This is a genomic window from Hyphomicrobiales bacterium (assembly GCA_039973685.1).
Classification (GTDB): Bacteria; Pseudomonadota; Alphaproteobacteria; order Rhizobiales; family JACESI01; genus JACESI01.
The window spans coordinates 73,106-92,745 of the sequence record JBDWKL010000012.1; the positions used below are offsets into that span (position 1 = coordinate 73,106).

Consider the following 19,640-nt stretch of genomic DNA (forward strand, 5'->3'; position numbering starts at 1 on the left):
TACATTCTAAAAAAAGTGATTTTCACTTCACAATATCAAAATTACGGAAATAATCACGTATTTTATTTGATACTTTGGGCATAGGAGACCATCATCATGCCAAACGTATCTAAGCCCTTTCCAAAACGTGACGAAAAATCCGCGCTAAAGTACCTTTTAAAGAAAAGCACCATTAGTGATGATCTTCGAGATCGCATTACCACCAGAGCGATTGAGCTGGTGGAGCGCATTCGCGAAGATAGCCGTCCCGGTATCATGGAGCTGTTTCTGGGTGAGTATGGCCTATCCAGTGATGAAGGCATTGCGCTTATGTGTTTGGCGGAAGCGCTTTTGCGTGTGCCAGATGGCGCAACGATGGACGCCCTCATTGAAGATAAAATCGCGCCGAGTGCGTGGGGTCATCACCTCGGTCAATCCCATTCTTCGCTGGTCAATGCTTCCACATGGGCGCTTTATGTCACGGGCAAAGTGCTCAACGACAAAGAAGAAAGCTCTATCGCGAAAACTCTACACGGTGCCGTAAAGCGATTGGGTGAACCCGTCATCCGTCAGGCCGTCACCCGTGTGATGAAAGAAATGGGTCGCCAGTTTGTGTTGGGCGAAACAATCGAAAAGGCCATTAAGCGGGCAGAGGAAAAAGAGCAAGAAGGCTTTACTTATTCCTACGATATGCTCGGCGAAGCAGCTTGCACCGACCGTGATGCCCGTCGTTTTCACCTTGCGTATTCTGATGCGATTGGTGAAATTGCGAAGTCTGCAAAATCAGATGACATTCGCGAAAACCCTGGCATCTCGATTAAACTATCCGCCCTTCATCCGCGCTATGAAACCATGAACCATAAGCGAGTGATGGAAGAACTGGCCCCTCGTGCCCGCTCCCTTGCTGTGCTCGCTAAATCGGCGGGCATCGGCCTCAACATAGATGCGGAAGAAGCAGGCCGTTTGGAAATCTCGATTGATGTGATCGAGGCGATTTTCGCGGATCCCGTGTTCAACGGCTGGGATGGTTTCGGCGTGGTGGTGCAAGCCTATAGCAAAGCCGCCCCTCATGTGCTCGACAGGCTCTACAAAATGGCTGAAAAATATGATCGCCGCATCATGGTGCGTTTGGTGAAGGGTGCTTATTGGGATACGGAAATCAAGCACGCGCAAGTGGAAGGGCATTCAGATTTTCCTGTTTACACCCGCAAGTCGGCAACCGATGTGAGCTATATTTGTTGCGCCCAAAAATTGCTTGGCATGACCGACCGTATCTACCCACAATTTGCAACACATAACGCGCATACAGTCGCAGCGATTTTGGAAATGGCCGACGATAAAACAGCCTTTGAATTTCAGCGCCTTCACGGCATGGGCGAAGCCTTGCACGACACTGTGCTTCGTCGCCAAAAAACCCGTTGCCGGATTTACGCGCCCGTTGGTGCTCACCGTGATTTGCTGGCCTACCTCGTGCGCCGACTTTTGGAAAATGGTGCAAACTCATCCTTCGTCAATCAGATTGTTGATGAGAATGTGCCAGCAAGTGACGTAGCCGCTGACCCGTTTGCACATGTCTTGCCTATTCTTAGCGACCCACACAATCCAATCATCAAAAAGCCAGCTGACCTATTCCAACCGTCTCGAGAAAATTCGATGGGCTTCGATCTCGAAGATCCAGAGACGCTCGCTACATTAGACAAAGCAATTTCGAAATTTCACAAGAAAACTTGGAGCTTTGAGAATGGGTCTGGTGAATGGATAACAATTAGCAATCCCGCCACTGGAACAGAAACGGGCCAAGTGCGGTTTGCTTCTATGCAGGATGTTCAACAATCCTGCCAAGATATTGCACCATGGCAGACAAGCTCGCCAAAGGTCCGAGCAGATATTTTACGCAAGATTGCTGACCTTTATGAAGCCAATGCCCATGAAATATTTGCACTCCTTATGCGTGAAGCAGGTAAGACCTTGCTTGATTGTGTTGGTGAGCTGCGTGAGGCCGTAGACTTCCTTCGCTTTTATGCAGCAGAAGGCGAAAAGAAAGATGAGCAAGCCGTCGGCGTGTTCACCTGTATTGCGCCGTGGAACTTTCCGCTCGCTATTTATACCGGACAAATTGCAGCGGCCCTTGCAGCAGGCAATGGGGTTTTGAGTAAGCCCGCAGAAGCAACGCCGCTGATTGCAAGTTTCGCCACCGAACTCATGTGGCAAGCAGGTGTGCCGCGCGATGTTTTGAAACTCATTGTAGGTCATGGCCATGATGTTGGGTCCGCTCTCGTTGCCAATTCAAAAGTGGATGGTGTGTGCTTTACAGGGTCAACGGCAACAGCCAAGCGCATTGATCAAACGATGGCGGCAAACTTAAGCCCCGCAGCACCCCTGATTGCGGAAACGGGCGGGCTTAATGCCATGATCGTCGATAGCACCGCCTTGCCAGAACAAGCCGTAAAAGACGTGGTCGCCTCCGCTTTCCAATCAGCGGGGCAACGCTGTAGCGCGCTTCGCGTTCTTTATCTGCAAGAGGATATTGCGGACGGTTTCCTCACCATGCTGTTTGGTGCAATGGACGAGCTAAAACTCGGTGATCCAACCGCATTTGAAACAGACATTGGTCCCGTCATTGATGAGAAAGCGGCGAGCAAAATTAGAAATCACATTGAGACTGCCCGCAATCAAGGGCGCATCTTGAAGGAAGTTTCTGCGCCCGAACAATCCCAGTTCATTCCACCAACTGTTTTGCAGGTTGGAAGCATTAGCGACTTAGCAGAAGAAATTTTCGGCCCTGTGCTTCACATCGCAACTTACAAGGCGAGTGAGTTGGACGCCGTGATTGATGCCATCAACGCGACAGGCTTCGGCCTTACCTTCGGGCTGCACAGCCGGATTGACGATCGCGTGCAGCACATTATTGACCGCGTGGAAGCGGGTAATCTTTATATCAACAGAAACCAAATCGGCGCAGTCGTCGGGTCTCAGCCCTTTGGTGGCGAAGGCTTGAGCGGCACAGGCCCGAAAGCGGGCGGTCCGCGTTATTTAAATCGGTTCTTAGAGCAAAGCTCTGCCCGCACTTTAGAGGCAACAAGACAGGAATTACCCGGACCAACAGGTGAATCCAACCAATACAGTCTCAAACCGCGTGGTCGTGTTGCCTGCCTTGGCCCAACCCCAGAAATGGCTCAAGAGCAAAAACGCAAGGCTGAAGCAATCGGCTGTGAGGCTGTCGTGATCAATGTGGATGCGCTCTCTCAGGATAATAATGTGGATGCCGTGATAAGCTGGAGCAGCAAGGTTGATGAACTAACTGCCATCCGCCAAGCGCTTGCAGCGCGTGATGGCAAGATTGTCTGGCTTTTGACGAATGTAGATTTTGAAGAATGGTTATTCGTCGAGCGCCACGTTTGTATTGATACAACAGCGGCTGGTGGTAATGCAGCATTGCTCGGCGGTGAGGCTGCTTAGGGTTTAAATTTCGGCCAGCGGTTCAGTACTAAGAGCCAAGCACAAACCAAATCTTCAAAGGCGGCGTTTCAAACGTCGTCTTTTTGCTGTCCAACATTGTAAAATTCGAGCCATCATTCACGTGATTGGGATTTATTGTGGCGTGCCGCAGAGTTTAGAGTGCTTTCGTGTCGCGAGAAAAGTGCTAGAAGAAGCAGGTGAACTTTAAGCCAACTGCTAAGTGAGATATTTTCATGAGCGATGCGTCAACAACTTCTAAAACTGTCATCATTGCGGGAGGCGGGCAAGCTGGCTTTTCTTGTGCTTCCAAACTGCGCGAATTTGGCTTTGAAGGCCGCATTGTTATGGTGGCAGAAGAGAGCCAAGCGCCTTATCAACGCCCGCCATTGTCAAAAACCTACATGACAGGCGAGATGACTTTGGAGCGGATTTTGTTGCGCCCGAATTCATTTTATGAAGAAAAATCGATTGAGCTGTTAAACGATACGCTGATTGATAGCATCGACACTGACCAGCAAACCGCAACGCTGAGCAATGGCGATGTGCTCTCCTATGATAAATTGGTTCTAGCAACCGGCGCCCGCCCGCGCACCTTGCCCGAGGCGATTGGTGGGGAGCTCAACGGCGTGTTGACCATGCGTACCTTAAATGATGCTGACCGCATGGCGCCTGAACTTAAAGAAGGCCGCCGCCTGCTGGTGATCGGTGGTGGATATATCGGGCTTGAAGCCGCAGCGGTTGCGCGCAAGTTGGGACTCGATGTCACCGTAGTTGAAGCAGCTGACCGGATTTTGAAACGGGTCGCCTCTCCAGAAACATCAAACTATTTCCGCGATCTCCATGTCAAAAATGGCGTGACCATCTTGGAAGATACAGCGCTTGAATGCCTGCTTGAAAAAGACGGCCATGTGGCAGGTGCAAAACTTCAAAACGGTGATGAGATTGCCGCTGATATTGCAATTGTCGGGATTGGTGTATTGCCCAATCAAGAAATTGCCGAAGCGGCAGGTATCACCGTTGATAATGGTATTGTTGTCAACGAACATGGCGAGACGAATAACGCGAATATTTACGCCATTGGTGACTGTGCTTCTATCCTGCACAAAGATACGAGAATTCGTCTTGAGAGTGTTGGCCATGCGATTGATCATGCCATTCTTGTTGCTAAAAACATCTGCGGCCAATCAGAAACTTATTTGGCAAAACCGTGGTTTTGGTCAGATCAATATGCGACCAAGCTACAAATTGCAGGCCTCAATCTTGGCTATGATGATGTGGTGATCCGAGAACTTGGTGAGGGCTCGCAATCTATTTGGTATTTTAGCGGCGATACGTTGTTGGCCGTCGATGCAATGAATGCGCCGCGTGACTATCTGGTGTCTAAACGTATGATTGAGGCAGGGAAATCGCCAAGCAAAGCAGAAGTCTCTGATCCCAATACTGATTTGAAGGCCTTGTTGAAATAATCCACCACGATTTAGTCACGCAACTTATGCCTACCAGCCTTGCATAAAATGGCAAAATCGAGTTTGTTGGTGTGCAAATATGTTGGGGCAATGAATGACCAAGAGACACAAAACCAAAGTTGGTATTGTGGGCGCTGGCCCCGCAGGTTTGTTGCTCTCTAAATTATTGGCAAATGCTGGCATTGAAAGCATTATTGTCGACCGCCAAGACCGTGCTTACATCGAAGGCCGCATTCGCGCTGGCGTCTTGGAATGGGGAAGCGTTGAAGCCATTCGCGAAGCTGGCATTGGCGAGCGCATGGATCGCGAGGGTCTGCCCCATGATGGTTTTGATATGTGCTTTGATGGCGAGCTTCACCGTATCGACTTAAAGGGTTTGACCGATCAAAAAGTCATGGTCTATGGCCAGACTGAAATCACCAAAGACTTATTTGAAGCCCATGCCAAACATGGAACAGAATTGGTTTTTTCTGCGGAAGAAACTGAGATCGTGGATGCAAAGAGCGACCATCCTATCATTCGTTTCAAAAAAGATGGCGAGCTGCATGAAATCGAATGCGATTATGTGGCGGGCTGCGATGGTTTCCATGGGGCCTCACGAAAGACGATCCCTGCCGATGTCCTGAAAACTTTTGAGCGGATTTATCCGTTTGGTTGGCTCGGCATTTTGGTTGATCAACCGCCCGTTTCAGATGAATTGATCTATTCAAACCACGCGCGCGGGTTTGCTCTTTGCTCTATGCGATCAGCAAGCCGCAGCCGCTATTACATTCAGTGCGACATGTCTGAGAAGGCTGAAGACTGGTCAGACGAACGCTTCTTTGATGAGTTAGAAAAAAGGCTTGGTGCGGAGTTGGGTGGCCTTATTAAACGTGGTCCTTCGATTGAAAAGAGCATTGCGCCGCTTCGCTCCTTTGTGGCGGAACCTATGCGGTACGGTAATTTATTTTTAGCAGGAGACGCCGCCCACATTGTGCCACCAACAGGGGCAAAGGGTTTGAACCTAGCCATCGCTGATGTGCGCTTGCTCTCTCACGCCTTGGACGAGAAATTTAACAAGAATAATACAGCTTATATCGACAGTTATTCCCAGCGTTGTTTAAGCCGTGTTTGGAAAGTGGAGCGCTTTTCGTGGTATATGTCCACCATGCTGCACCAGTTCCCAGAACACAGTCCTTTTGAAAAAAGGATGCAACGTGCTGAATTTGATTATATCGTCCAATCTGAAGCCGCTTCACGTACTATTGCGGAAAATTATGTTGGACTACCTTTGGAGTTTTAGAAGACCATGCAATTTGCCAAAATCAACAATGTTAATCTGCACTACCAAGTCATCGGTGCGCCTGAGGGTAAGCCGGTTTTGGTGTTTTCCAATTCGCTTGGAACGGATTTTCGAATTTGGCGCGATGTGATTGTGCGCATGGTCGGTGATTTTGCCATTGTCGTCTATGACAAACGCGGTCACGGCCTCAGCGATGCACCGGCGGCCCCTTACCGCATGGCTGATCACATTGCTGATCTTGCGGGCCTGCTCGATCATCTTGAGGTAAAAGACGCGCTTGTCTGCGGCTTGTCTGTTGGTGGCATGATTGCACAAGGTTTAGCATTAGGACGGCCTGATCTTGTGAAGGCATTGGTTCTTTGTGATACGGGTCATAAAATCGGTACAGAAGCCCTTTGGAATGAACGGATCGGTATCGTTGAAAAGAACGGCATTGAATCAATCGCTGAAAACATCATGACCCGCTGGTTCTCGCAAGAATATCGTACGCCGGACAATCCAGAATTCATGGGCTACCGCAACATGCTGACCCGCACGCCTTTGCAAGGCTATATCGGCACCTCATGCGCCATCCGCGATGCAGATTATACCCAGCAAGTGCCCACTATAGATGTTCCAACATTGTGTATTGTCGGCAGCGAAGATGGCTCGACACCACCAGAGCTGGTGAGCGAACTATCAAGCCTTATCCCGGGCGCCTTGTTTGAAATGATCGACGGCGCGGGGCATCTTCCTTGCATTGAGAAGCCAGAAGAATTCTCAAATCTGGTGCAGCCATTTTTAAAGAAAGTAGCCTCTGAATGAGTGAACGTTTTGATCAAGGCATGAAGGCCCGTCGCTCTGTTTTGGGCGACGAACATGTGGATCGTGCTGAGGCAAACAAGACGCCGTTTGACCAACCGTTTCAAGAGATGATCACGGAAGGCGCTTGGGGTCATGTTTGGTCTGGTGATCAACTGACCAACCGTGAACGCTCAATCGTCACCATCGCCCTGCTCGCAGCCCTTGGCCATGACGAAGAAGTTGCCATGCATGTCCGTGCGACTCGCAACACGGGCGCAAGCATGGAGGATATCCGCGAAGCACTGATGCATGTGGCCATCTACGCAGGTGTACCAGCAGCTAATCATGCAATCAAAATTGCCAAGCAAACTTATGCTGAAATGGATCAAGAGACATCCTCATGAGTGATGCATTTTACCCAAGAGATTTGAATTGGCATCCAGCTCCCTATTCACCGAAATATAAATCAACCGCCCTTCGTTCACCGCGCAAACCTTTGCTGGCATTCCCAAACACGCTGACTGAAAAGAGCGGGCCTGTGTTCGGCCATGATTTGATTGGTGAGGGTGACAATGATCTTGTCCATAATTATGCCAAGGCTGGCGAGAGCGCTATCGGCCCTCGCATCATGGTGCATGGGCAAATTTTGGATGAAAACGCAAAGCCCGTTCCCAATGCATTGATTGAGGTTTGGCAGGCCAATGCAGGTGGTCGTTATCGTCATAAAAATGATAGCTATCTAGCAGCCCTCGATCCAAATTTTGCAGGATGCGGTCGCACCATGAGCGACGCCGAAGGGCGGTATTCGTTCTTTACCGTGCAGCCTGCCGCCTACCCTTGGCCAAACAGTGAAAACGCGTGGCGGCCAGAGCATATTCACTTCTCACTTTTTGGCTCTGGCTTTGCTCAACGCCTGATTACGCAAATGTATTTTGAAGGCGATCCCCTGATTGCCCTTTGTCCCATTGTGCAATCTTTGAGCGATCCAAAAGCCGTTGATCAACTGGTTGCTAAGCTCGATATGGATGCTGCCCACACGATGGATCGATTAGCCTATCGTTTTGATATTATCCTGCGTGGTCGCAACTCAACGATGTTTGAAAACAAGCCGGAGGGTAATTGATATGCTCAAGAACCTTCCCCACAAAGAAAGCCCATCACAAACCTGCGGCCCCTATGTGCACATTGGGTTGACGCCAAACTTAGTTGATATCAATGGCGTCATTGACCACGACCTTGGAACGTCCATGATAACCGACACCACCAAGGGTGAGCGCATCACAGTTAAGGGCCAAGTGTTTTCTGGCGATGGCGCTATCATGCCGGATGCTTTGATTGAGGTTTGGCAGGCCAATGCAGATGGCGTTTATGATGGCGATGATTTTAAAGGCTGGGGGCGTCATCCCTGCAATCTTGAAACAGGCGTTTTTGAGTTTGAAACCATCAAACCCGGTTCTGTCGAAGACCAAGCGCCGCACATCGCCTTTTGGTTGGTTGCGCGCGGCATGGGTATGGGCGTTTCAACACGGATGTATTTTCCTGAAGAACAAGCCAATGCAGATGATCCTGTGCTCGCTTTGTTGATGGATGATCCGGCGCGACTTAACACGCTGATTGCCAGAAAAGACGGCAGCACCTATCATTTCAATATTGTGGTTCAAGGGGAGAACGAAACTGTCTTCTTCGATATCTGATCATAAGGGTAAACCCTGCATTTTATGCTGCGCCATCACAGGCTCTGTTCCGCGCAAGGCGGATAACCCTGCCGTTCCAACCACTGTCAATGAGCAGGTGGAAAGTTCTCAAGAAGCCGTTGAAGCAGGCGCTTCAATTTTGCATTGTCATGTGCGCAACGATGATGAAACGCCGACCTCTGATCCAGACCGTTTCGCGGCACTCAAAGAGGGCTTAGAGAAACATTGCAAAGGCGCGATCATTCAGTTTTCAACCGGCGGTCGTTCTGGCTCAGGCCGAGAGCGAGGCGGTATGTTGCCTTTGCGCCCTGATATGGCGTCACTCACTGTGGGTTCAAACAATTTCCCTGCCCGCGTTTATGAAAACTCGCCAGATCTCGTTGAATGGCTTTCAAGCGAAATGCGGACTTATGATGTGATGCCAGAGATTGAAGCCTTCGATCTTTCCCACATCATTCAAGCCGTGCGCATGTATGAAGCGGGCAAGTTTCCACGGAAGCTCTATGTTCAGTTCGTCATGGGTGTGAAGAACGCCATGCCTGTTGATAAGCATGTGTTTGATTTTTACGTTGAGACCATGAACCGCCTTGCGCCTGATGCACCTTGGTGTGCTGCGGGTATTGGCGCGGGACAAGTCGTCGTCAATGAATGGGCAATTGCAAATGGCGGCCATACCCGTGCAGGACTTGAAGACAACGTTCGCCTTGACCGCGAAACGCTCGCGCCATCAAATGCAGCACTCATTAAACGAGCCGCTGACCTATGCGAGAAATACGAGCGCCCTATCGCCTCCACCACTGAAGCCCGTGAAATTTTAGGGCTGCGCGCCGCTTAAAGGGAAACCATGTCTTATACGCCGTTTAATGCTCCGTTCTTGTCTGGCCTTTTGGGCGACATGGAAATTGCTGGAAGCTTTTCTATTAAAGCAGACCTTGCAGCCATGTTGCGTTTTGAATTGGCCTTGGCAGAAGCGGAAGCAGAAACGGGCGTTATTCCAGCGGATGCCGTTGCTGCTATTAAACAAGCGATTGATAGTTTTGAACCCAATATGCCAGCGCTTGCTGAAGGCAGTGCGCGCGATGGAATGGTCGTGCCAGAACTCATCAGCCAGCTTCGTGCCAGTGTTGATGAAGCCCATCGCCCACATCTGCATTTTGGCTCCACCAGCCAAGATGTGATTGATACAAGCCTTGCCCTGCGCCTAGCCGATGTGAGCAATGTTTTGGCTGCGCGGCTTAAAGAGGTGATTTCTCATTTAGAGCGATTGGCCAATCAGTTCGGCGAGAACGCGTTGATGGGCCGCACGCGAATGCAAGCAGCCCTTCCCATGACGGTCGCTGATCGGTTGGAACACTGGAAGCGCCCGCTTGAACGGCATTTAATGTTGTTGCCCGAGATCAATTATCAAGCCCTATGCGTGCAGTTTGGTGGGCCCATTGGAACGCTTGATAAACTAAGTGACAAGGCCGATGCGACCCGTGCAGCTCTCGCTGAAAAACTCGGACTGCGTGACCCCGGTTATTGCTGGCACACGGAGCGCATGGGCATTGTTGATTATGCGCAGTGGTTGGCTTTTGTAACCGGATCACTTGGCAAGATGGGTCAAGACATTGTGCTGATGGCTCAAAACGAATTGGGTGAATTCCAATTTGAAGGCGCGGGCGGATCATCCGCGATGGCGCACAAGCAAAACCCTGTTAAAGCCGAAGCGCTGGTAACACTCGCCCGCTTTAACGCCACACTTGCAGGTGGCATGCAACACGCGATGATCCACGAACAAGAACGCTCAGGTGCCGCGTGGACATTTGAATGGATGATGATCCCGCAGTTATGCGTGGCAACAGGCGCAAGCCTGCGCAATGCAAGTGCGCTGCTTGAAAGCGCCACCGCTATAGGCACGGCACCTTAATAATAAAGCGATACGGCGTGTTTTGCTTCGGCGAAAAACAGCCAACGTTCTGCAAACAGACCAGCGATCATAGACAGGAACGCCAGAACCAAGAGGATAGTCGGCGCGCCGATAATCCAGACTAAGGCCGCGATAATTGCAGGAACCAGACAGCCTAGAACCTTGGCGATCATCCGAAGCTTTTGAGCATGTTTGCGGCCAATTTGGTGGACCATTTCTTTAGTCAAATAGTTCTCGCCCGTGTGGGGACGCTCCAGCAATTTGACTGAGCCGAGCTCCCCAAGCCCTGTGGCTGTGCCAGTGTCTGAGTTGGTATCAGAAAACCCGATAGTGTCAGCCCGTTTCCACCACATATACTTTGCGCACCACGCAAGAATAACAAGGCCAGCAGTAATCATGCCCAAAGCTTCTTTGTTGCCAGTGGTAAAGGCTGTTGCAAGCAGTAAGCCAGAGGCAAGACCAAAGGCGACATAGCAAAGAGGCGTTAGCCACGTGTTCCAGCTCGGTACTGTTTTAAGCTGCGCGTAAATCATGGCCGTTGCAAAAATTGTGAGGAGTGCGAGGGCTGCCAACACAAGACCCAACACAAGATGACGCTCGCCATTGAACACCCAATTTGCACCATAAAGGGCGAAGACCAGAAGGGTCACAACAGACAAAACACCTTCACGCGAAAGCCATGAAGAGCGCCATTGCGAAAACGCACGCCACGCCCGCTCTGGGTGGCCTAGGTGAAACGTCGAGGAGATAAGGCCCGCAACGGCAAGGCTTGCTGCCATCACGCAAATCATGAAGGCGAAAACAGGTTCGTCAGGCAAAGGCACGCCAAGCCCAAGCATCGCCATCAGCCCAAAGCCAGCACCAGACATGACCGTGAAGAAAATAACGGATACGGCGGGATGCATTAGAGCGCCTCCAACATTTTATCGACCCAGCCAAGAAGGCCGCCTTCTGCTTTAACAACAGGGGCAGCTAAAACGGGTGCTTGATCTGGTCGCACTTTTGGCCGTGGTGGCAGGTATTTGTTGACGGGGTTCGTCCCCATTTCAGGCATCAAATCAAAGCCGCTGCGTTCTCGTGTCATGATGGAGACATCTGAATTCGGGTCAGAAAAATCACCGAAGTGACGGGCATTGGCAGGGCAGGTACGAACACAGGCCGGAGTGCGGTCTACTTCTTCGAGGTTTTCATTGTAAATGCGATCGACGCAAAGGGTGCACTTCTTCATCACCTGCTCAACAGGGTCCATCTCGCGGGCGCCATAAGGGCATGACCACGCGCAAAGGCCGCAGCCGATGCATTTGTCTTCTTCAACCAGCACAATGCCATCTTCCGAGCGCTTATAACTTGCACCCGTTGGGCAAACTGTCACGCACGGTGCATCATCGCAGTGGAGGCATGATTTTGGGAAATGAACGATAGATGCGGGTGCGTCTTCTAGTGTTACTTCAAACGTATGAATGCGGTTAAGCCATGCCCCTGTCGGGTTGCCGCCATAGGGATCTTCATCCGACAAAGGCGCGCCATAGCCGCCTGTGTTCCACTCTTTGCAATTGACCACGCAGGCATGACAACCAACGCAAACATCAAGATCGATAACAAGACCAAGTTTCTTATTTGTTGAGGCAGGGAGCGTGGTCATTTCGTCCACTCCTTGCCATAAGACACGGTATCATCGCCGCTGTATCCAGCATTGCCCTGTGCATCAAATTGCGGTTCGGACACTTCGGCTCCTGCTTCCGCTTTTTCGATCTTTACGCGCAAGTCAAACCATGCAGCTTGTCCGGTGATCGGGTCAGAGTTCGACCAGCGAAGCCCGTCGCCTTTTGGTGGCAATAGCTCGTTGATAAGGTGGTTTAAGAGGAAGCCCTTGGTTGCCTCAGGCGCATCTTTATCAAGGCTCCAAGCACCCTTGCGTTTGCCAATCGCGTTCCACGTCCACATGGTTTTGCCGTTGACGGCATTCATGCGTTTAACCGGCACTTTGATCTTGCCATGATAAGAGGTGACCCAAGCCCAATCACCATCTTCAAGACCTTCTTGGTCACAAATTTCGCCCGGAACATACATCGGGTTATGGCCATGGATTTGACGAAGCCACGCATTTTGTGATCCCCATGAATGATACATGGCAGCAGGGCGCTGGGTGAGTGCGTGATAGGGGTATTCTTCTTCACTGATGCCAGTGCCTTCAAACGGCGGATACCAAATTGGCAAGGGATCAAAACAGGTTTGCACTCGCTCGCGATGGCTCTCAGGTGGTTGCGGTTCCATCTTGCCTTCCGCGCAGAGTTGAAACTTGCGCAGTGGCTCTAGATAAAGCTGGAACACATTTTCCACGGGACCATCTTGCAGGCCCATCTCGACCGCAAAATCCTGCCAAGCGACATTGGCGTGCTTGTAATAAAGCGCTTCTTTCGGCACATGGGTTTCAGAGAAGCCGCCATTTTCTATGTAGCGATTAATTTGATCGGCGTTCGGTTCACCGCGTCCTGTTTGATCACCATTGCCGCGCCATCCAGAAAGTGGGCCGATGCCCGGTTTGCGTTGGTGGTTGGTGATGTAGTCGGCATAATCTTGATAACGAGCGCTACCATCATCATTGACCATACCGGGCAGGCCAAGGCGCGCACCCAGATCAAGCAGTACGGATTGGAAACCACGCACATCACGATCTGGCGGAAGCACTGGCCAGCGAATTGCATCACACATGGCCTCTGGTTCTGAGATCGGGCGATCAAGCAGTGAAATCGCATCGTGACGTTCTAGATAGGTGGTGTCAGGCAAAATCAAATCGGCATAAGCCACCATCTCAGATGAATAAGCATCGGAATAAATGATCTTCGGGATCACATAATCGCCGTTCTCATCTTTATCGGTTAGCATCTTCATGACGCCCGCCGAATTCATCGACGAGTTCCACGACATATTCGCCATATACATGAACAGCACATCAATGCCGTATGGCTCGCGCGCATGAGCGTTTGAAATCACCATATGCATGAGGCCATGGGATGACATGGGCGCGTCCCACGAAAAAGCGCGGTCAATGCGTTGTGGTGTTACGCCATCCTCTTCAAGCAATAAATCTTCTGGGCCACGCAAGAAACCAAGATGAGGGCCTGCAAGCGGTGCATCTGGTCTGCACCCACCATGGGGTTTTGGCTGAGCCGCAATTGGCCGTGGATAAGGCGGCTTAAAGCGGAACCCGCCCGGTGCATCAATGGAGCCAAGCAGAATTTGCAGCATGTGAATAGAGCGGCAGGTTTGGAAACCGTTGGAATGGGCAGAAATCCCGCGCATGGCATGAAAAGCCACGGGGCGACCAACCATCTTGTCGTGCTTCTCGCCTTTCATGTCAGTCCATGGCTGATCAACAACCACTTCGCTCTTAAAGGCCGCATCGGCAATTTCTTGTGCCAAGCGCTTTATCTGATTGGCAGAAACACCCGTGCGCTCAGAGACGTTTTCTGGCGCATATTCATCAGCCAAGTATTTCTCAGCCAACAGTTCAAATGAAGGGCGTGCGGTTTTGCCTTTGGCAAGTTTTACCTCACCCTTCAAATGTGGCTTCACGTCCTTTTTGTTATAGGCAACCACCTCACCACTATCGCGGTCAAGCACAAGCGCGTTGCCGTCTTCGTCGCGGGCAATCAGGCCATGGTCATCCCCATCAGGATTATTGATCACAAGCCACGGCGCGTTGGTGTAGCGAATGAGGTAATCCACATCCACGTAACCAGCTTTTAAAAGTTCATGCACCAGCGATAAAACGAACAAGCCGTCTGTGCCAGGTGTGATGGAAACCCATTCGTCTGCAATGGCGTTATAGCCCGTGCGCACGGGGTTCACGCCGACAATTTTCTTGCCGCGTTCTTTTAGTTTTGAAAGGCCGATTTTAATCGGGTTGGAATCGTGATCTTCCGCCACGCCAAAGATCATGAAGAATTCAGACTTCTCCCAATCCGGTGCACCAAATTCCCAGAAGGCACCGCCAAAAGTGTAAATGCCACCCGCCGCCATATTGACGGAACAAAACCCACCATGGGCTGCAAAATTTGGCGTGCCATATTGCTGCGCCCACCAGCCCGTGAAAGATTGCGATTGGTCACGGCCTGTGAAGAATGCAAGACGCTTAGGGTCATCTTTGCGAATGGCAGCAAGCCAATCTTGCGCCATGCCAAGCGCTTCGTCCCATTCGATCTCTTCAAACTTGCCTTCACCGCGCTCACCAACCCGCTTCAACGGCTTCTTCAACCGTGAGGGCGCATAATGCTGCATGATGCCCGCAGAACCCTTGGCGCATAAAACACCTTTGTTGATCGGGTGATCGCGATTTCCTTCAATGTAGCGAATTTTCGGCTTACCATCCGCACCATTACGCAGGTGAACATTGATGCCGCAACGACACGCACACATATAACAAGTGGTCTTACGCACTTCATCTGACACATGAGGTGATTTTTCTAAAATTGGGTCGTTGACCACCAAAACTTTCCTTCATTTTTGAAGAATCTAGCACAGAAATAGCACTTTATGACTTTTCGCAAAAAAAGAGGAGCTTTATCTACAGACCAGATGAAGAAAGGTGATGAGCCAGATGGCGAGAGTGTTAAGGGTCAGAAGGGGTTCTGCGCTTATTGACAGAAATAGGGCGCCCCTACTTAGCGCTTAAACTGCCCTTGTTGAATGAAATGGGCTGCTTGGCTGATTACCTTCGGATTGTTCATCATGAAGGTATGGGTGGCAGACAAGACGATATGGTCTTTCATGCCGTCAACCTTGGTGCTTTCAATCGTCACCGCCCCATCATCTGGACCCTCTAAAAGATATGAACCGACCGGATTAACCGAGCGCTTACCCGCGATCACGCCGAGTTCGAATTTTACGGCAGGAAGCTTACCCGGCTTGCCTTGCTCACCCGTTGTGAGGGCAAGAAGAGCGGGGCCAGAGAGTTTCTTGAAAAGCTTCGTCTTGCCGAGCTTATCGACAATCGCGGAGCCATCATTGGGCGGCGCAAGCATGACGATGCGGCCTAGGCGGTCGATTGACTGACGCGCAAAATAATCCCGCACCAAAATCCCGCCGAGCGAATGGGTAACAAAATGAATATTGCCAGCCTTCCCCTCACAACGCTCAACCGCTTCCGGAACGGCGATGTCGGCAAGTTCTGAAATTTCCAGCTCTTTGGACGGATAGCCAACCTTGGTGGTGTCAAAACCCTTATGCTGAAACACCTTCTCCATCACCGAAAACGAAGCTGGAGAACGGGCATAGCCATGGAGGAAGACCACACAATCAGCCATCGCGACTGTTGGGGCGAGAGTGAGAAGAGCTGTGAGAAGCAAGCGTTTCATAAGGGGTTATGTGGGGATGGGGTGAAAGGGATTCAAGGTTGGGGGTGTGGAGTGTAGTTCCAATGCTTAACGTGAAGAGAAATCGGGATAAAGCCGCGCGATCACCTCATGCTTCATTGCTTGGGCAAGTGGGTCGTGGAAAATATCCAATGCTCTTGCCGCTTCCGCTTCAGATAACCACCCAGTATCTAACCGCCAATTGCGATAGAAAATCCAATCTAAACTATTAGATCTTTGAAACTCGAGACTTTTGCGGATGCTTTTGGCATCGGTTGAACCGCCAATGCGTGCTTTTGGGCCATATTTCTCACGTAGTTCTTTTATTTCCTTTTTCATTGTGACAATGGCTGCATCCACATCTTCGTTCGTAATCGTCACTGTTGCTTTGATTTCTGCCCTTATGTGGTCAGGCATCTTTTCGACAGCATAATTGGCGGCATTTTCAAATCGTGGGTCTGCCCTAACATCCAATTGCCATTCTTTTGGTTGTTCGCGCCAAAGCACAGTTTCAGCGCGAGCAGTCCATAAGCCATTATCAGTAAGGCCTAGTGCTAATAATAACGAAAGAAGCTCATCTTTAGCATGGGCATAGCCTAATCTGTTTTTTGGCTGGATGTTGGGAATGGGTTCTGGTCTTTTATGTTCCGATTGGACACGAAAGCCCTTCACAGCCAATCGGTCAGGCGCCATCGAACCATCTTTATAGCGATAATTGATCAAGCCGTTTTGTCGAGCAACAACTAATACTGCGAAGCACACGTCATCCCAACGAGGAAGAATTGTTGGTACTTTAGGGCTCTCTATTCGATAAACTCTAGCGTCTTCTTCATATGCTTGTCCCAGCTCAATTAGCGCCATACACCCCATTTGATAGGCAGAAATAAAAACGTGATCCCAACCACTATTGTCGTCAAGCCTTCGAATGTTGCTAGAGAGAAACGCGATGACTTCATTTGTCCATCCATCATCGGGGCCGTCGGCAGACATCTAGTAAACCTCAGTTGTGAAGTATTGTAGCGTTAGCAATTGAGAGTAATGCTCAATTTTTTTTATGCAACTCTTAGATAACGTCGATCTCCTTTTGAAAGTCAAACTCCCCCCACCCTTGCCTCGCCCAAAAATCCCGCTATTGTGCGCTGCAAATCCAGTCCATTTTGCGGAGAGTTTCCATGTCTAAAATACCTGCACGCCAAGAGAGCGATAGTTTCGGTTCCCTCGATATTCCTGAAGGCATGTATTATGGGGCGCAGACGGCGCGTTCTATTATGAATTTCCCGATCGGTGGCGAGACGCAGCCGACGCCTTTGATCCATGCGCTTGGCATCGTCAAACAGGCCGCTGCCCGCGTAAACAACAAGATGGGCAAGCTTGATGATGACCGCGCGAAGGCGATGGAACAGGCATCTTCCGAAGTTGCCTCCGGCGCGTTGGATGGCCATTTCCCCCTCGTGGTTTGGCAGACGGGTTCAGGCACTCAATCGAACATGAACACCAATGAAGTGATCGCCAACCGCGCGATTGAAATTATGGGTGGTGTTATCGGTTCTAAAGAACCAGTTCACCCGAACGATCATTGCAACATGGGTCAGTCATCAAATGACACCTTCCCAACAGCGATGCACATTGCCGCAGCGCGTGAAATCAACGATGTGCTTTTGCCGGGTTTGAAGCATTTGCATAAAGCGCTTGAAGCCAAGCAGAACGAATTTAAAGACATCATCAAAATTGGCCGCACGCACACACAAGACGCGACGCCGCTCACATTGGGCCAAGAGTTTTCAGGCTACACCCACCAAGTTGCCATGGGCATTAAGCGCGTGGAAGAAGTGCTGGACGGTCTTTATGAATTGGCGCAAGGCGGCACGGCTGTTGGTACGGGTTTGAATTCTAAAGTTGGTTTTGATAGCGATTTTGCAGGCGCAGTTTCAGACATTACAGGCCTTCCGTTCCGCACAGCACCCAACAAATTCGAAGCACTCGCAGGTCATGACGCCTATGTTTATGCCCACGGTGCCTTGAACACAGTGGCAGCATCGCTGTTTAAGATTGCAAACGATATTCGTCTTCTGGGTTCTGGCCCGCGTTCTGGTCTTGGTGAATTGTCATTGCCAGAAAATGAGCCAGGTTCTTCCATCATGCCGGGCAAAGTGAACCCGACACAGTGTGAAGCCATGACCATGGTTTGTGCGCAGGTGATGGGCAACCAAACAACAATTGCGTTTTCAGGTAGCCAAGGCCATTTTGAGCTGAACGTTTATAACCCAGTGATGAGCTACGCCATGTTGCAGTCGATCAAGCTTCTGGGCGATGCGGCCGTATCCTTCACTGACCGTTGCGTCTCAGGCATCACAGCCAATGAGGACAACATCAAAGCCTTGATGGAACGTTCGCTCATGCTCGTGACAGCGCTGAACCCATATATCGGCTATGACAATGCGACGAAGATCGCCAAAGCGGCCCATAAAAACGGCACAACGCTTAAGGAAGAAACCTTGGCGCTTGGTCTGTTGAGCGAAGAAGAGTTCGACAAATATGTACGCCCTGAATTGATGATTGGGCCGAATAAGTAAGCTCGATTATTTTGGGGGGAGACCCCCATTGCTGAAATCAACTTCCCGCGCTACCGTTTGATGGAAATGCGCGGGAGGAATTCATGGCAGGCACCACCCCTGAAAACAACACAGAGCGACAAGCTTTCTATGACGCCATAGAACCAGAAAGCATGCGCGCCCTTTGGTCCGTGATGGCGGGCATCATCACGCCAGAGCCTAAAAGCAATTGCGTGCCGTATCTGTGGCGTTACACCCAAGTGCGCGAACGATTGATTGAAGCCTCCAGCCTCATCTCCGCCAAAGAAGCAGAACGCCGCGTTCTCATTTTAGAAAATCCGGGCCTTAAAGGGACATCGAAAGTCACCACCTCGCTTTATTGCGGTGTGCAATGCGTGATGCCCGATGAAGTCGCCCCCGCTCACCGTCACACGCAATCAGCGCTTCGGTTCGTGCTTGAAGCATCCGGCGGGTTCACCGCTGTGGGTGGCGAAAAGACTGAGCTGCATTTCGGCGACTTCGTCATCACGCCCAACTGGGAATGGCACGACCACGGCAACGATAGCCAAGATCCTGTGTTCTGGCTTGATGGCCTCGACATTCCGTTGGTGCAATTCTTAGACGCCTCTTTCGCAGAAGGCTTGGGCGAAGACAGTCAGCCAATCACCAAGCCAGATGACGATTCCCTCGCCCGCTTCGGTGCGAATATGTTGCCGCTTGGCTATGAGAAAGTGGCGGCTACATCGCCGATTTTCAATTACCCCTATGAGCGTTCCCGCGCAGCGTTAGAAATGATGAAGCGCTCCAATGAGTGGGACCCTTATCACGGTCTTAAAATGCGTTACGTTAATCCAGTCGATGGCGGCTGGGCGATGCCGACCATTGGCACCTGCTTGCAGCTTCTACCCAAAGGCTTCAAAACCCTGCCATACCGCTCAACGGACGCGACGGTGTTTGTGGGCGTAGAAGGCTCTGGCTTATCCACCATCAATGGCGAAACCTTTAGCTGGGGACCGCGCGATGTGTTCGTCGTGCCGAGCTGGTATGACGTTACGCATGAAACAAACGAAGACGCGGTGCTGTTTTCTTATTCTGATCGGCCCGTACAAGAAAAATGCGGCCTCTGGCGCGAAAAGCGCGGTAATTAAAGAGCCGCGAAAAG

16 protein-coding genes and 1 pseudogene are annotated in these 19,640 nt (G+C 50.7%); 12 read left to right on the forward strand and 5 right to left on the reverse strand.

The features are described 5' to 3' along the window. Positions 1-96 precede the first annotated feature (96 nt). The 10 genes and pseudogenes from putA to ABJO30_02920 all read left to right on the forward strand — a co-directional run bounded on the left by putA (position 97) and on the right by ABJO30_02920 (position 10,572). A complete protein-coding gene (gene putA, locus ABJO30_02875) occupies positions 97-3,438 on the forward strand; it encodes a bifunctional proline dehydrogenase/L-glutamate gamma-semialdehyde dehydrogenase PutA (protein ID MEP3231756.1) in 3,342 nt (1,113 codons plus the stop codon). Positions 3,439-3,538: 100 nt separating this feature from the next. After that, positions 3,539-3,646: pseudogene (locus tag ABJO30_02880) on the forward strand (4-carboxymuconolactone decarboxylase). 25 nt (positions 3,647-3,671) lie between these two features. Continuing rightward, on the forward strand, positions 3,672-4,904 hold the full coding sequence (locus ABJO30_02885) for an FAD-dependent oxidoreductase (protein ID MEP3231757.1): 1,233 nt from the start codon (positions 3,672-3,674) through the stop codon (positions 4,902-4,904). A 94-nt stretch (positions 4,905-4,998) separates the two neighbouring features. After that, positions 4,999-6,186, forward strand: coding sequence for a 4-hydroxybenzoate 3-monooxygenase (gene pobA / locus ABJO30_02890; protein ID MEP3231758.1), 1,188 nt, complete (start codon positions 4,999-5,001; stop codon positions 6,184-6,186). A 6-nt stretch (positions 6,187-6,192) separates the two neighbouring features. Beyond that, positions 6,193-6,990: a 3-oxoadipate enol-lactonase gene (pcaD, locus tag ABJO30_02895; GenBank protein ID MEP3231759.1), complete on the forward strand. Its 798-nt coding sequence runs from the start codon at positions 6,193-6,195 to the stop codon at positions 6,988-6,990. Then, on the forward strand, positions 6,987-7,373 hold the full coding sequence (gene pcaC / locus ABJO30_02900; GenBank protein ID MEP3231760.1) for a 4-carboxymuconolactone decarboxylase: 387 nt from the start codon (positions 6,987-6,989) through the stop codon (positions 7,371-7,373). The genes pcaD and pcaC overlap by 4 nt, the downstream gene beginning before the upstream one ends. Next, entirely contained in the window at positions 7,370-8,092 is a 723-nt protein-coding gene (gene pcaH / locus ABJO30_02905; protein MEP3231761.1) for a protocatechuate 3,4-dioxygenase subunit beta, read from the forward strand. Before pcaC ends, pcaH begins: the two co-directional genes overlap by 4 nt. Before the next feature lies 1 nt (position 8,093). Then, complete coding sequence (gene pcaG, locus ABJO30_02910; protein MEP3231762.1) at positions 8,094-8,663, forward strand: protocatechuate 3,4-dioxygenase subunit alpha; 570 nt, start codon at positions 8,094-8,096, stop codon at positions 8,661-8,663. Further along, on the forward strand, positions 8,656-9,498 hold the full coding sequence (locus ABJO30_02915; GenBank protein MEP3231763.1) for a 3-keto-5-aminohexanoate cleavage protein: 843 nt from the start codon (positions 8,656-8,658) through the stop codon (positions 9,496-9,498). The genes pcaG and ABJO30_02915 overlap by 8 nt, the downstream gene beginning before the upstream one ends. A 9-nt stretch (positions 9,499-9,507) precedes the next feature. Beyond that, positions 9,508-10,572, forward strand: a complete 1,065-nt coding sequence (locus ABJO30_02920; GenBank protein ID MEP3231764.1) for a 3-carboxy-cis,cis-muconate cycloisomerase — start codon at positions 9,508-9,510, stop codon at positions 10,570-10,572. Here ABJO30_02920 and ABJO30_02925 read toward each other — a convergent pair. The 5 genes from ABJO30_02925 to ABJO30_02945 form a co-directional block, all read right to left on the reverse strand. Further along, positions 10,569-11,477 (reverse strand): DmsC/YnfH family molybdoenzyme membrane anchor subunit, encoded by a 909-nt coding sequence (locus ABJO30_02925; protein ID MEP3231765.1) that lies wholly within the window; start codon positions 11,475-11,477, stop codon positions 10,569-10,571. The two genes, ABJO30_02920 and ABJO30_02925, sit on opposite strands and share 4 nt — an antisense overlap. Beyond that, positions 11,477-12,214 (reverse strand): 4Fe-4S dicluster domain-containing protein, encoded by a 738-nt coding sequence (locus ABJO30_02930; GenBank protein ID MEP3231766.1) that lies wholly within the window; start codon positions 12,212-12,214, stop codon positions 11,477-11,479. The genes ABJO30_02925 and ABJO30_02930 overlap by 1 nt, the downstream gene beginning before the upstream one ends. Continuing rightward, positions 12,211-15,060: a molybdopterin oxidoreductase family protein gene (locus ABJO30_02935; protein ID MEP3231767.1), complete on the reverse strand. Its 2,850-nt coding sequence runs from the start codon at positions 15,058-15,060 to the stop codon at positions 12,211-12,213. Before ABJO30_02935 ends, ABJO30_02930 begins: the two co-directional genes overlap by 4 nt. 176 nt (positions 15,061-15,236) lie before the next feature. Next, positions 15,237-15,929 (reverse strand): alpha/beta hydrolase, encoded by a 693-nt coding sequence (locus tag ABJO30_02940; protein ID MEP3231768.1) that lies wholly within the window; start codon positions 15,927-15,929, stop codon positions 15,237-15,239. Positions 15,930-15,995: 66 nt separating this feature from the next. Continuing rightward, positions 15,996-16,916: a hypothetical protein gene (locus tag ABJO30_02945; protein ID MEP3231769.1), complete on the reverse strand. Its 921-nt coding sequence runs from the start codon at positions 16,914-16,916 to the stop codon at positions 15,996-15,998. 182 nt (positions 16,917-17,098) lie between these two features. Here ABJO30_02945 and fumC point away from each other — a divergent pair, with 182 nt between their 5' ends. Together fumC and gtdA are read left to right on the forward strand one after the other, a co-directional pair. Then, positions 17,099-18,499 (forward strand): class II fumarate hydratase, encoded by a 1,401-nt coding sequence (gene fumC / locus ABJO30_02950; GenBank protein MEP3231770.1) that lies wholly within the window; start codon positions 17,099-17,101, stop codon positions 18,497-18,499. Between the two features lie 83 nt (positions 18,500-18,582). After that, positions 18,583-19,626 carry a gentisate 1,2-dioxygenase gene (gene gtdA, locus ABJO30_02955; GenBank protein MEP3231771.1) on the forward strand — a complete coding sequence of 348 codons (1,044 nt, stop codon included), beginning with the start codon at positions 18,583-18,585 and terminating at the stop codon, positions 19,624-19,626. Positions 19,627-19,640 lie beyond the last annotated feature (14 nt).

What these genes read in the sequence shown, in the direction of transcription:
- putA (MEP3231756.1), top strand. Translation starts at nt 97, where the DNA reads ATGCCAAACGTATCTAAGCCCTTTCCAAAACGTGACGAAAAATCCGCG.
- ABJO30_02925 (MEP3231765.1), bottom strand. Translation starts at nt 11,477, where the DNA reads ATGCATCCCGCCGTATCCGTTATTTTCTTCACGGTCATGTCTGGTGCT.
- pcaH (MEP3231761.1), top strand. Translation starts at nt 7,370, where the DNA reads ATGAGTGATGCATTTTACCCAAGAGATTTGAATTGGCATCCAGCTCCC.
- ABJO30_02885 (MEP3231757.1), top strand. Translation starts at nt 3,672, where the DNA reads ATGAGCGATGCGTCAACAACTTCTAAAACTGTCATCATTGCGGGAGGC.
- fumC (MEP3231770.1), top strand. Translation starts at nt 17,099, where the DNA reads ATGTCTAAAATACCTGCACGCCAAGAGAGCGATAGTTTCGGTTCCCTC.
- pcaG (MEP3231762.1), top strand. Translation starts at nt 8,094, where the DNA reads ATGCTCAAGAACCTTCCCCACAAAGAAAGCCCATCACAAACCTGCGGC.
- ABJO30_02930 (MEP3231766.1), bottom strand. Translation starts at nt 12,214, where the DNA reads ATGACCACGCTCCCTGCCTCAACAAATAAGAAACTTGGTCTTGTTATC.
- pcaC (MEP3231760.1), top strand. Translation starts at nt 6,987, where the DNA reads ATGAGTGAACGTTTTGATCAAGGCATGAAGGCCCGTCGCTCTGTTTTG.
- ABJO30_02920 (MEP3231764.1), top strand. Translation starts at nt 9,508, where the DNA reads ATGTCTTATACGCCGTTTAATGCTCCGTTCTTGTCTGGCCTTTTGGGC.
- ABJO30_02940 (MEP3231768.1), bottom strand. Translation starts at nt 15,929, where the DNA reads ATGAAACGCTTGCTTCTCACAGCTCTTCTCACTCTCGCCCCAACAGTC.
- ABJO30_02945 (MEP3231769.1), bottom strand. Translation starts at nt 16,916, where the DNA reads ATGTCTGCCGACGGCCCCGATGATGGATGGACAAATGAAGTCATCGCG.
- pcaD (MEP3231759.1), top strand. Translation starts at nt 6,193, where the DNA reads ATGCAATTTGCCAAAATCAACAATGTTAATCTGCACTACCAAGTCATC.
- pobA (MEP3231758.1), top strand. Translation starts at nt 4,999, where the DNA reads ATGACCAAGAGACACAAAACCAAAGTTGGTATTGTGGGCGCTGGCCCC.
- gtdA (MEP3231771.1), top strand. Translation starts at nt 18,583, where the DNA reads ATGGCAGGCACCACCCCTGAAAACAACACAGAGCGACAAGCTTTCTAT.